Source organism: Nostoc sp. ChiQUE01b (assembly GCF_034531255.1).
In the GTDB taxonomy this organism is placed as follows: Bacteria; Cyanobacteriota; Cyanobacteriia; order Cyanobacteriales; family Nostocaceae; genus Nostoc.
Genome location: NZ_JAVRBM010000051.1, coordinates 26,431 through 39,207, shown reverse-complemented (window position 1 = coordinate 39,207; position 12,777 = coordinate 26,431). Strand labels below are relative to the sequence as shown.

Here is a 12,777-nt window from a genome sequence, read left to right as displayed (position 1 = left end):
AATGGGGAAGAGGTTTGGAGAGAGGTTACGAATGTATTAAGCTGTTCCACATTTAAATTGCATAAGCTGGGCGGGCAGGATGCCCACCCCACAAGAGTTATATTTAATTCGATTATGCAAATTAGATGTTTTTTAGCTTACACCCGATCGCAAATTACTTTAAAACATAGCCTTATTAAGAAATTGAATATGAACCCACGCCAACTACAACAATTATCTGCCCAGTCTAACGAGTCAGGTTTTACGATCATTGAGTCGCTTGTAGCGATCCTCGTGGTTGCCATTTTGCTAGTAGCGATCGCACCTGTCCTAGTAATGTCAACAGCAACTCGTGTGCAAGCTAAACGGGTCGAATTAGCAACAGGAGCGGCTAAAGCCTTCATTGATGCTATTAAGTCTAAAACAATTGCAGAATCTCAAGTATCAACTCCTACCCCACTCAGTGCTGCAACCGCTACTTCACCTAGAACAGTATCAAGTTCAACTACCAGTGGTGACTATTTAATCAGTAGTGCAGCTGTTCCCGCAGACGCAACTAGTTTATATTGCTTTCACAATGATGGGAAAATAACTCTACCAAGCGACTGTACAACCTACAAAACAACCAGCCCAGTTCAGTTTTACATTCAGGCTTTTGGCAATGCAGTTGGAATTATCAGCACAAGTACCACTCAAATTGATAGTGGTCAAAGCTATCGTTTGGGAGTTCGGGTATATCGTTCAGATGCCTTCATCGGTACTGGTAGCTTGAAAAAAAGTAGTGATAGCAATGGAAAAACAGCAGCAACATTCACCGGAGGACTAGGCGATCGCAAAGCACCACTAGTAGAAATGACAACTGAAATTGTCAGGGGTCAAAGTTCCTATAACGCTTTGTGCGATCGCCTTGGTGGTTGTCAACCATAATTAACCTGGTAAACATAAATAATTTCATAACTCAGTATCGGTCACTAAGGAGAACCTGTAGCAAAATGAATATATTGAGGTGGCTGTTAAGTACTCAGCTAAAACCCTCTCACAAGCAAAACAAAAATAGTGGCTTTACCCTGATTGAATTACTAGTGGCTATGCTCATTGCATTTTTAGTAATTACGCCGTTACTAGGTTTTATGATCAGTGTTTTAAATACTGATGGTCAGGAACAAGCCAAAGCAACCTCTGAGCAAGAAATTAAAGCAGCCCTTGACTATATCACTCGCGATCTCCAACAAGCAATATATATATATGATGCTACTGGAATTGCTTGTCTAAGCGGTACTGTTGATACTACTTGCCCAAATGCAAGTACAACTGGGAATCAACTACCTAGCCCAACAGATAAAGTTCCTGTGCTTGTCTTTTGGAAACGAGAATTTAGCCAAAACGCTGTTGAAACTAAAAATTCTTCAGATGTGGTTCAATTTAAAGATGATTCTTTTGTATACTCATTGGTAGCTTACTATTTAATTAAAGACAGTAATCCTAACTGGTCTAAGGCTGCCCGCATCGCCAGATGGCAAATTAAAGATGGCGTTACAAATAGTACTGGAAGTACTTGTAGTGGATTTACTGAAAAATATAGTCGATGTCCAGATATAGGTTTTAAGCCTTTTGATTTATCCCAAAAAGGCATAACATTACAAGGAAAAATGAATAGTTGGACAGGAGGGGGAACTTACAATCAAGATCCCGTGGTTCTGGTTGATTTTATAGATCAAACAACAATAACAGACGAAACCCCGACAGTTACAGCAGCATCAATAACTTGCCCTGCCCCTACTAGCTTAGTTTTTCAACGAGTTCCATCAACGATTGTTAGAAGAGGCTTCTATGCTTGTGTTAATTCGGTTGGTGCAGATAATAGAAGTGCTGTTGAAGTTTATTTAAGGGGTAATGCACAAGCTCGTCTAATACAAAATGATGAAACTAAAGTACGTTACGCGCAGAGTAAATCTAGTTATTTTCCGAGTGCAAACATTAAGGTTCAAGGAAGCAGCTTCATCTTTACCAAATAGCTTCTATCTTTGACAAATATTAATAAAAGCAGGATAGTATGCCAAATATTCCTAGTTTAAGACTATTAGATTCTTTCCAGTTACACAGCCGAGAAACAAAGCTAAAGCAGCAATATTTAGCAAACAGACCCTCTACCAATGGCTACAATCAACAAGATCCTGGATTTAGTCTTATAGAGTTAATAGTAGTACTGCTGTTAGTAGGAATTTTAGCAGCGATCGCAGCTCCTGGTTGGGCTGCCTTTGTAAATCGGCAACGGATAAATAAGGTTAACGACGCCGTTTTCGCTGCACTGCAACAAGCACAGCGCGAAGCTAAAAACAAAAAACTTAGCTACAGTGTCAGTTTTCAAAGAAATAGCACAACCCAAAATGTAGAAGTTGCTATTTATCGTACCGATACAGCAACCGCCACATGGACATGGAAACCTTTAGGGGGCGATGTGGGAGCCAATTCTGATAAATTTTTGCTAGGTGGAAATCTTAGTGGGGAAAACATTGCTAATACTACTACTAATTCTCCTGTATCCTACCCTTTAAGTACATCAGCAAAAATTACCTTTGACTATATGGGAGCTCTAACTCTGCCAAATAACTTTGGAACAGTGGCAGCAGGTACAGAGCCACCCGGGTTAAAAATAGTGGTAGCTGTACCAAGCTCTGCAAATCCTACATCAGCTAGTAGCGTAAAGCGATGCGTCATTGTGAAAACTCTCTTAGGCTCAATGCTGACAGCAAAAGATGATAAATGCAGTTAAGTAATTTAAATACCACTATTTATTTAAAAATACGTAATATTGCTGAACATAAAATTGCACGTTGATAGCAAAATTGAAACATCATCTGCAGTTTTAATATTTGATAGATTTATTTAAGAGCCATTGATAAATTAACCATTGCCTGAACATAATAAAAAGCATCATCAAAATATACTTTTCGGAAAATGACTGAGAACCTTGATTTTACTGTAGCTATCCCAACTTATAACGGTGAAAGTCGTTTGCCTGAACTGCTAGAACGACTACAAAACCAACTTCACACCGAAAATTTATCTTGGGAAATTATAGTTATAGACAATAACAGCACTGATAATACAGCTAAAGTTGTTCAAACCTATCAAAAAGATTGGCGATGTCCTTACCCTTTAAAGTATTGCTTTGAAGCAAAACAAGGCGCAGCTTATGCTCGAAAAAAGGCAGTTTTAGAAGCTAAAGGTAAATTCATAGGTTTTCTAGATGATGACAACTACCCAGTATCAAATTGGGTAGTCGCAGCTTATACTTTTGGTGAAAAATATCCCAAAGCGGGAGCTTATGGCAGCCAAATTCACCCAGACTGGGAAGTAGAACCACCGGAAAACTTTAAGCGAATTGCTCCATTCTTAGCAATTACAGAGCGGGGTAGTCTACCGCTATTATATGAAGCATTTAAAAAATTACTACCCCCTTCTGCCGGACTTGTTGTTCGTAAACAAGCATGGTTAGAAAGTGTACCAAATAAGTCTATTTTAACTGGTAGAGTTAAAGACAATATGCTTACTAGTGAAGATTTAGAAATGTTGTCTTATCTCCAAAAATCAGGATGGGAAATCTGGTATAACCCCGAAATGGAAATATCACACAAAATACCAAAGTTACGTTTGCAAAAAGATTATTTGATTCCATTCTTCCGAGGGATTGGACTTAGCCGTTGTGTAACTAGAATGGTTAATATAAAACAAATATATAGACCATTTGCTCTTTTATCTTATATGATAAATGATTTGCGTAAAATCACGTTACACCTACTCAAATATCGAACTGATCTGAAAAATGATTTGGTAGCTGCTTGCGAAATGGAACTTTTTTTAAGTAGTTTCATTAGTCCTTTTTATCTTTGGAAAAATGGATACTTTAAAAAATAAATTATTAAAATATTAGGTATTATGACTGAATTAGCAGATGAAAATTTAGATATTAGCGTAGCCATTCCTGCATACAATGGAGCAAACCGTTTACCAAAAATTTTGGATAAGCTATTAACCCAGACAGGAGTAGAACAACTTAGCTGGGAAATTATTATTGTGGATAATAATAGTTCTGATAATACGTATGAAATAATTCAGAATTACCAAAAAATATATGATGGAAACTGTCATTTAAGATATTTTTTAGAACCCGAACAGGGAGCAGCTTTTGCCAGATTGCGAGCAGTACGTGAAGCCAAAGGGCAGCTAATCGCATTTTTAGATGATGATAACTTACCTGCTCCTGATTGGTTATCAGAAGCATATACCTTTGGATTAGAGCATCCTCAAGCAGGTGCTTGGAGTGGACAGATTCATGGTGATTTTGAAGTAAACCCGCCAGAAAATTTTGAAAGAATTCAAGCTTTTTTAGCTATCAGAGAACATGGTTCAAATCCATATTTGTTTGACGCAGATAATTTAAGACTTCCTCCTGGTGCGGCGCTTGTTGTTCGGAAACAGGTATGGTGTGAAAATGTACCACAGCGGCCTAATTTAAGTGGGAAACTTCCTGGTATTTTGGTACAGGGTGATGACTATGAACCATTGCTTTATATACATTATGCAGGCTGGCAAATTTGGTATAACCCTACCATGCACACCTATCATCAAATACCACATTGGCGACTTGAGAGAGATTATCTCTTAACTCTGGCACGCGGTTGTGGCTTGTGTATTTTCCAATTAAGCTTGATAAATACTAAAAATTGGCAAAAGCCAATAGTGTTTATGAAAACTGTTTTAGGGAATTTACGCCGAGTATTACAGCACCTTATTCAGTATAGAGGGCAATTGAAAAGTAATCTAATTGCACTTTTTGAAATTGAATTTTACTTAGCTAGTATGATAAGTCCTTTTTACTACTTAAAATCTAATTTTCGCAAAGGATTAAAAAATAAATTAGCCCTATAAAATGATTAACTATAGTCAACATTTGCCAAAAACTTCTGTAATTATCCCTGCTTATAATAGTGAAAATACTATTCATCACACAATTCAATCTGTTTTAAATCAAACTTTGAACGATTTAGAATTAATTGTAATTAATGATGGTTCAGAAGACTCAACTTTAGATGTTGTTACACAAATTAAAGATCCCCGAATAAAAATATTTTCTTATACCAATGCTGGCGGAAACGTTAGTCGTAACCGAGGTCTACAGCTTGCAGTTGGAGAATTTGTTAGTTTCTTAGATGCGGATGATCTTTGGACGCCTGATAAGCTTCAGTCTCAGTTAAAGGCTCTGCAAGAAAACGCTACTGCGACAGTTGCTTACAGTTGGACTGATTATATCGATGAAAATAGTGAAATAGTACTCTCAGGTACACACGTTATAGCTAATGGAGACGTTTATGAAAAGTTATTGTTGACAAACTTTTTAGAAAATGGCTCGAATCCTTTGATTCGTAGAGAAGCTTTGCTCAAATTAGGTGGATTTGACGAATCTCTAAGTGCTGCTCAAGATTGGGATATGTGGTTGCGATTAGCTGGCCAGTTTGATTTTGTATGCGTACCATCTGTACAAATATTGTACAGAATAAGTGCTAATTCAGTTTCTTCTAATCTTGTAAGGCAAGAAAAAGCTTGCTTGCAGGTGCTTGAGAGAGCATATAAAGAAAGACCCTTAGCACTTAAGGATAATTGGAATCTAAGCCTAACAAATTTATATAAATATCTGACATGTAAAGCCCTACAAAAGCCGTTTAATCGACAAAAAGCTTTAACTGCGGCTAAATTTTTATGGAATTATATTCTGAATAATTCTTTAAGGCTTCAGCGTATAACTTTCACTTTAAAATTATTATTAAAAATTTTCATAATCCTTTTAATGCCTAGATTGCTCGACAATATTACTAATCAGCACGAAGCAAAAAGTTAAAAAAACTGAAGCTTTGTTTAACAGCTAGGTAGCTGAAAAACTATCAGAAGGAAAATGGATAGCCTAGTGCATCTACCGCCTTTAGTTTATGCAAAAAACCTCTTGAAGAATAATCATTCTAACAGTGGTTTTACCTTACCAGAGATGTTAGGAGTTATTGTATTAATTGGTATATTAGCTACGATCGGAATATCCAATTGGCTGGCTTTTGTGGAAACTCGCCGTCTCAACGCTACCCAAAATGAGGTTTATTATGCTATGCGCCAAGCGCAAAGCCAAGCCACTAAAGATAAATTGACTAGGCAAACCAGTTTTCGCATACAAAATGGTGTCGTGCAATGGGCAGTTCATCAAGCAGAGGCAGGACAATTCATTCCTGATACTGTTAAAAACAATGGCAACCTATGGCATAACCTTGAGCCAAACATTCGCATTGATGAAGAGGAAAACAATAAAGGAAAAAAGGAGACAACTTTACTAAAACACCCTTCACAGCAAATGTGGCGAGTTTTATTTAACTATCACGGTTGTCCTATCTCTGAAATTGGAAATCAGTGTACAGTAGGCGGATTAGGACAGATAACCTTCTACAGCTTGAATGGTGGTAAAGCTAGACGTTGTGTCTATGTTTCTACTATTTTGGGGGCTATGCGAATGGGAAAAGATCATGCTAGAGCTAACGAAAACGACAAGTATTGCTATTAAGATATTTTTAGTTGATTCAAACAAGGTATTTTGTGCTGAACTTACCAGCAAGCCCAAAACAGCATCTGATTATTTTCACTCGCTATCCAGAACCAGGTAGGACAAAAACTCGATTGATACCTGTTTTGGGAAATGTTGGTGCTGCCAATCTTCAACGAGAAATGACTGAGCATACAATATTTCAGGTTAAAGAATTGCAAAAAGCCATTGACATATCTGTAGAAGTGCGATTTGCAGGTGGCGATTCGCAACTTATGCAAGACTGGCTGGGGTTGGATTTGGTTTACCAGTCTCAAGGTGAAGGGGATCTAGGTTTGCGGATGGCGCGATCGCTTTTTGATGCTTTTCAATCTGGTGCAGAAAAAGTAATTATCATTGGTACAGATTGCCCCGGAGTGAATGCCCAGATTTTAGCAACAGCTTTTGAGAAGTTACACGCCTTTGACCTCGTACTTGGGCCTGCGATCGATGGTGGATATTACTTAATTGGTTTGTGCCAACCCATCCCGGAGCTATTCGTTAACATCGAGTGGGGAACTGCTCAAGTATTCCAGAAAACGGTGGATATTGCCCAGAAACTTAATTTATCATACGTGGACTTGTTGCCCTTAGCTGATGTTGACCGACCGGAGGATTTGTCAATTTGGGAACAAGCCCTTGCAGGAAAGATGGAGCGATCACTTTAGACAGAAGCAATAAAATCTTGGGAAATATCAGCACTGCTGAAATAGCTCCTTAAAGCTTTTTGAGACTGCTTCAGGTTTAGCAACAATTTCGACAATTTTATTGCGTGCATCGGCTTCAAACAGCGCCTCAACAGCAACTTGGGCGACTTTCTGCCTGGGGATGCTACCATCAAACAGTGTATCTGCACTCTGCATTACGATGTGGTCGGAGTTGTCTTCATTCTTCAACCCCCCAGGCCGGACAATCGTATAAGTAAGACCACTTTTCTGAATATACTCTTCAGCTTGTTTTTTCCACAACAAAATTAGCCAAAACAAGTTCAGCGGATGGAAAAGCCGGGAAGTACACAAAGAAGAAACTAAGATAAAATGCTCAATTCCCTTTGCCTTAGCAGCATCTACTAAATTTTTAGTCCCTTCAAAATCCACTTTATAGGGGCCAGTGGGGTCAAAGCTAGGTTTTGCTCCAGTCGCAACCAACACAACTGTGCTATCTCCCAAGGCAGCAGTTAAACTTTCTGGTTGTAATACGTCGCCTACCACTAATTCGGCTTCAGGAGACAGAATACCTCTAGCTTTCTCTATATCCCGCACCAAGGCTCGAACGGGAATGTTCCGCGCGATCAATTCTTGCACAATCCGCCGACCTGTTTCACCTGCTGCCCCTGCTACAAATGCTTTCATGATAAATGCTATCCTGGGAAACTATTGTGTGCTTGTTCTGTTCTTTATTTTAGTAATTCTATGGAGTCGATCGCAGATTAATGAGGTTTCGGTCAAAATGGGATCTGAATGCGAAATGACCCAGGTGTGTGGGGAATCATTAATATAGACTAACGCCAAAATATACAGTAATGCATTTATGCTTTCAAGAAAAGGCGAATATAAATCCTGGGAAATAACAGAAGCAGTTTTACCTGTAGCGTCCAGCCAAGAAGCCGAGGACACATTAGCAGAACCAAATGTAGCGACGCTCACAAAATTTTACGGTCGTTATCAAGATTTTATGGAAATGGCTGCCCCAGTAGAGAAGGTTGCTGAGTATCTAAATGCTCACGCTTCATGGTTTTCGCGCTGTGCTGAACCCATGAAGGTACAATCACTTGGGGAAAATGGCTATGCTTTAGTAATTGGTCGTTTTGGTTCTTTTGGTTATGAAGTAGAACCGAAAATAGGTTTGGAATTGTTGCCTCCAGAGGAGGGTATTTACCGCATCCGTACAATCCCTATTCCTGACTACCAACCGCCTGGTTATGACGTAGACTATCGTGCATCTCTACAGTTAATAGAAACCGATGTTTCCACTAGCATTAGTAAGGTTACAAGAGTTGAATGGGAATTGGATTTGATAGTTTATCTTCACTTTCCCCGGTTTATTCAGCGATTACCCCAGTCTATAATTCAATCTACAGGCGATCGCTTACTTAATCAAATTGTCCGCCAAGTTTCCCGCCGCTTAACTCGCAAAGTTCAGGAAGATTTTCATAAATCTTTGGAAATACCTTTTCCTGCTAATTCTAAGAAAAAGCGCTGAGTCAACAGTCCTTTGTCATTGCTCATACACTAATGACAAATGACAAAGGACAAATGACTAGGCTTGAGTGAGAAGTTTTTGGACAATTCCCACCCCAGTAACAGCCTGCCAAGCAAAAAGTCCCAAAAGGGTAAAATTCAACAAAATGTGAATCGCACGTGCCCAATTTGCCCCTTTCTGCATATAAGGCGACAAAGCAGCAGAAAATGCAATCATACCCGTCATACCCAGTCCTGCTAGCAGGTGAGGCCCGACAAATAACTTTTGGTTATTGATGTAAGTGACACCCATCCCTCCAATTGCACCTGCCACCATCAAAGCTAGGAGGATAGACCCGATTTGGTAGTGTCTGACGTTATATTTACCTTTAATCAGTTGTTTCTTTTCTTCTCCCTGAGCATTTCTGGTACGCTGTACTTGCAGTCCTAAATAGGCAGCATAAATTGAAAGTACTAATAGCGCCCACATGAGCACCGGATGGAAGAAGTTCAGCCAATATTTCACCGACGTAGAAGGTTCCAGACTCATCGTGTTCTCGCCTAATGATTAAATCTTCATAAAAATTAGCATAACTCTATTTTCTGTGCTTAAATTTGCACAAATTAAAAAAGACTTCTCCACCTCCCCCGACTATTTTTCTTTGCCCTCTTGCCAAAGTGGATAAACAATCTCAGAGTGAACTACCTACACTGTACTGCTAGGTCAGTGTAGGCTTCTGACTTCATTGACCGTTGCCCCTTGCCCAAAAGAGTAGGTGGTCTGACACAGCCTCCATCAGCAACAACGGGGTTCCCTCCGTCATGATTTAATATCCGAATTCCTTCAGTTCTGATGTTCAATGCTGCATTACCATCACGGTCATGACGAGCTTCACATTTGGGACAATCCCACTCACGGATATCGAGTGTCAACTCATCCATGACATGACCGCAACATGAACAGGTTTTAGAACTTGGGAAGAAGCGACTTATTTCTACGAGTTGACCGTCTTTCGCTTTCAACTTGTAGTCTAGGAAGTTGACAAACATCCCCCAACCTACATCGGATATTGACTTTGACAGCTTGCGGTTTCGTACCATTCCCTTAACATTGAGATTTTCAACAATGATGACTTGGCTATCGTCTACCAATTTCCTACTTAATTTATGTAGGAAGTCTTGGCGGGAATTTGATACTCGTTCATGAACCTTGGCTACGAGTTTTCTCTACTTGTTTCTCGAATTACTTCCTTTAAGTTTACGAGCAAACTTTTTTTGCTTGCGTGCTAGATTTTTCTCGTGGCGTTTAAAATATTTTGGGTTTGAATGCTTGGTAACTTCATTGCCATCATGAACAATAGCAAAATCTTTAATGCCCAAGTCTATACCCAATGTCTTATCGCCTGCATATTGATTTGTGTTCGCCTCTGTTTCAAGCAGTATCGAAGCAAAGTATTTATCTGTAGGAGTTTTGCTAAGAGTAACTGTTTTTACTTTTCCATTGATTGGTCTGTGAAATATTGCTTTTACTTCACCAATTTTAGGAACTTTTAAGCAGTTATCCACAACTTCAACGTTTTGTGGATACTGAATTGACTGCTTATCAAACCTTGATTTAAATCTAGGAAACTTAGCTCTTCCCTCCAAAAAGTTAGTATAAGCTTTGTTCAGATTGATTGCTACGCACTGCAAAACAGCAGAATAACAATCTTCTTTCAACCAAGGATGCTCTACTTTTAGCTGAGGTAAATAAGCCTTGTATACACTTAACTTTAACGATTTTCCTGTATCTTGATAGTGCTGAATGCAAGCATTTAAGGCGTAGTTATAATACCATCTAGCACAGCCGAACGACTTGGATAGAACTATTTCTTGCTCGGTTGTTGGATATAGCCTAACTTTAACTGCTTTCAACACTTTTACCACCTACTTGTATACCTATGCTAACATAAATGTGGGATATTTGAGGGAACAAAAATGAAAAATAAAGAATTAAAAATCCGAATATCAGAACGCAGGTTAAACAAAGTACGCTTATATGCAGCGAGTAAGGATAAAACTATGACTCAGGTAATTGAAGAATGTATTGATGGATTACCAATGCCAGAAATTGACAAAAACTCAACTACCCTTCTTCCTGTCAAACCTACGGTTTGATTTGGTCAAAGGGTGTTTCGTTTTTGTCCCAAAATTCATCCCAACACTGTCAGCCGTACAGGTACAGTGTGGGGCTTCTTTTGGTTTAAGCTAAATTTTGAGGGTAGACGAACAAAACCCCCTGTGTGGGATCTCATTCATGACTGAAAACAACGATACTTTGCTGCTAAAAGCTGCTAAAAGTGGCGATATCAAGGGTCTGTGTACGCTATTGGCTGCTGGTGCGAGGGTGGACGCGTGCGATCGCCAAGGCACTACGGCGTTAATGTTTGCTGCTAATCTAGGCTACACCGAAATTGGGCGATCGCTGTTGGATGCTGGGGCAAATATCAACTTGCCCAGAAAACTCTATGGTTTGACGGCTTTGATGTTGGCGGCTAGTGCCAAACAGCTTGACATTGTGCAACTTTTACTATCTAGAGGTGCGGATGTCAATGCCACTAATGAAGATGGCAGTACAGCTTTAATGGCAGCAGTACTCAAAGGTCATATCGATGTAGTGCGAGTTTTATTGGCTGCTGGTGCCCAAGTTAATATCGCTGATAAAGATGATGATACGGCGTTGAAACTCGCCGTTAAGCAGGGAAAAATAGAAATTATAGAAGCAATTCTTCAAACTGGTGTCGATGTCAATATCCACGATGAGGAAGGTGAGACACTCTTAATGCTAGCGGCAGACTTGGGACATCTGGAGATTGTAGAAGCACTGTTAGCAGCAGGGGCTGATGTGAATGTGAAAAACGCTGATGGTGGAACTGCCCTATCGGCAGCAGCGGCGGCTGGACACAGTGCGATCGCAGCAGCTTTACTAGATGGAGGTGGTGAGATTAATCTCCAAGATAAAGATGGTGAAACTGCCTTACACCTTGCCGTTGTGGAAGGCTACATTGATGTCGTGCAAATATTACTTAACAGGGGTGCAGATGTCCAAATTAGCAACCACCTGGGCGATACACCACTGCTTGTAGCAGCATTGCAGGGGCATAGCCACATTGTTGAGGCACTGCTACGTTCTGGCGGAGATATAAATGGGAAAAATCTTGGTGAAGTACCTTTAACGTTGGCTGCATCACAAGGACACACCCAAACGGTGCAAGTGTTGTTAGACTATGGTGCTGATGTCAACATTCCAGGGGATGATGGCAAAACTGCTTTGATCAAGGCAACCGAACGCAAACACAAAGAGATCGTACATTTGCTGCTGGCAAAGGGGGCAGATGTGAATTTTCAAGACTCAGCCAGGGCCACATCATTGATGTGGGCTGCTTCAGCAGGTTATGGCGAAATTGTGCAGTTATTACTCCAAGCTGGGGCAGATGTGAATTTGAAAAACCGGGGTGGTTATACTGCTTTGATGATTGCAGAATTTAATGGTTATAAGAATGTGGTGCGGAGTCTGCAAAAAGCTGGGGCGCAAGAATAGCAATCTAATTTCTTCATCTAAAATATTTTCAGAAATCTCTTGACAAATTATTAAATGAAGGTTAACAGCTTAAATACCAAGGAAGTTTAAAAAAACCAAATCTAGACCGAAGAAACAAAGAAAGCAAAACTCCGTCGTAGCTGTTGTGAACTTGCTACGGCGGAGAAAGAAAAAATTAAAACGCCAAAAGGGAGCAGACCAAATGCTTGCGTCACAAGGATAGAAAGAAAGCAAAAATGAAGAAGTAAATTTACCTTTTACTTTTTACCTTGTACATTTTACCTTTTACCTGCTCTCCCCCTTGGCGTTTCCTACTGTGCTAGATGTGCAAAATATATAGTTTTTAATTGAACAGAAAAGTATTCTAACGATCATTTTTTATATTTTTATCCGAAAGGCTAAATACAAACAATTAC

13 protein-coding genes and 1 pseudogene are annotated in these 12,777 nt (G+C 39.6%); 11 read left to right on the top strand and 3 right to left on the bottom strand.

Annotation, left to right across the window (positions count from 1 at the left end; translation table 11 throughout):
- Positions 1–189: 189 nt before the first annotated feature.
- The 8 genes from hpsB to RMY63_RS27290 all read left to right on the top strand — a co-directional run bounded on the left by hpsB (position 190) and on the right by RMY63_RS27290 (position 7,269).
- Positions 190–906: a hormogonium polysaccharide secretion pseudopilin HpsB gene (gene hpsB, locus RMY63_RS27325; protein WP_322731707.1), complete on the top strand. Its 717-nt coding sequence runs from the start codon at positions 190–192 to the stop codon at positions 904–906.
- 65 nt (positions 907–971) lie between these two features.
- Positions 972–1,994, top strand: coding sequence for a hormogonium polysaccharide secretion pseudopilin HpsC (gene hpsC, locus RMY63_RS27320; protein ID WP_322731706.1), 1,023 nt, complete (start codon positions 972–974; stop codon positions 1,992–1,994).
- A 38-nt stretch (positions 1,995–2,032) separates the two neighbouring features.
- Positions 2,033–2,752: a prepilin-type N-terminal cleavage/methylation domain-containing protein gene (locus RMY63_RS27315; RefSeq protein WP_322731705.1), complete on the top strand. Its 720-nt coding sequence runs from the start codon at positions 2,033–2,035 to the stop codon at positions 2,750–2,752.
- A gap of 185 nt (positions 2,753–2,937) precedes the next feature.
- Entirely contained in the window at positions 2,938–3,897 is a 960-nt protein-coding gene (gene hpsE / locus RMY63_RS27310; RefSeq protein WP_322731704.1) for a hormogonium polysaccharide biosynthesis glycosyltransferase HpsE, read from the top strand.
- A gap of 21 nt (positions 3,898–3,918) precedes the next feature.
- Complete coding sequence (hpsE, locus tag RMY63_RS27305) at positions 3,919–4,911, top strand: hormogonium polysaccharide biosynthesis glycosyltransferase HpsE (protein ID WP_322731703.1); 993 nt, start codon at positions 3,919–3,921, stop codon at positions 4,909–4,911.
- 1 nt (position 4,912) lies between these two features.
- Positions 4,913–5,878, top strand: coding sequence for a glycosyltransferase (locus RMY63_RS27300; RefSeq protein ID WP_322731702.1), 966 nt, complete (start codon positions 4,913–4,915; stop codon positions 5,876–5,878).
- A 54-nt stretch (positions 5,879–5,932) separates the two neighbouring features.
- The gene (locus tag RMY63_RS27295; RefSeq protein WP_322731701.1) at positions 5,933–6,583 is read left to right on the top strand and encodes a type II secretion system protein; all 651 of its coding nucleotides are present in this window, start codon (positions 5,933–5,935) and stop codon (positions 6,581–6,583) included.
- Positions 6,584–6,615: 32 nt separating this feature from the next.
- Positions 6,616–7,269, top strand: coding sequence for a TIGR04282 family arsenosugar biosynthesis glycosyltransferase (locus tag RMY63_RS27290; protein ID WP_322731700.1), 654 nt, complete (start codon positions 6,616–6,618; stop codon positions 7,267–7,269).
- 27 nt (positions 7,270–7,296) lie between these two features.
- On the opposite strand, the gene RMY63_RS27285 is transcribed toward RMY63_RS27290, so the two are convergent.
- Positions 7,297–7,953 (bottom strand): NAD(P)H-binding protein, encoded by a 657-nt coding sequence (locus RMY63_RS27285; protein ID WP_322731699.1) that lies wholly within the window; start codon positions 7,951–7,953, stop codon positions 7,297–7,299.
- 178 nt (positions 7,954–8,131) lie between these two features.
- On the opposite strand from RMY63_RS27285, the gene RMY63_RS27280 reads away from it, so the two are divergent.
- Positions 8,132–8,803, top strand: coding sequence for a DUF1997 domain-containing protein (locus RMY63_RS27280; RefSeq protein ID WP_322731698.1), 672 nt, complete (start codon positions 8,132–8,134; stop codon positions 8,801–8,803).
- A gap of 57 nt (positions 8,804–8,860) precedes the next feature.
- Here the strand turns inward: RMY63_RS27280 and RMY63_RS27275 are convergent, their stop codons facing one another.
- Together RMY63_RS27275 and RMY63_RS27270 are read right to left on the bottom strand one after the other, a co-directional pair.
- The gene (locus RMY63_RS27275) at positions 8,861–9,331 is read right to left on the bottom strand and encodes a DUF4079 domain-containing protein (protein ID WP_322731697.1); all 471 of its coding nucleotides are present in this window, start codon (positions 9,329–9,331) and stop codon (positions 8,861–8,863) included.
- Between the two features lie 152 nt (positions 9,332–9,483).
- A pseudogene (locus RMY63_RS27270) lies at positions 9,484–10,698 on the bottom strand (RNA-guided endonuclease InsQ/TnpB family protein).
- 60 nt (positions 10,699–10,758) lie between these two features.
- Between RMY63_RS27270 and RMY63_RS27265 the strand changes: the two are divergent.
- Positions 10,759–10,938: a hypothetical protein gene (locus tag RMY63_RS27265; RefSeq protein WP_322731696.1), complete on the top strand. Its 180-nt coding sequence runs from the start codon at positions 10,759–10,761 to the stop codon at positions 10,936–10,938.
- A gap of 139 nt (positions 10,939–11,077) precedes the next feature.
- The gene (locus RMY63_RS27260) at positions 11,078–12,361 is read left to right on the top strand and encodes an ankyrin repeat domain-containing protein (protein WP_322731695.1); all 1,284 of its coding nucleotides are present in this window, start codon (positions 11,078–11,080) and stop codon (positions 12,359–12,361) included.
- The last annotated feature ends 416 nt before the right edge of the window (positions 12,362–12,777 follow it).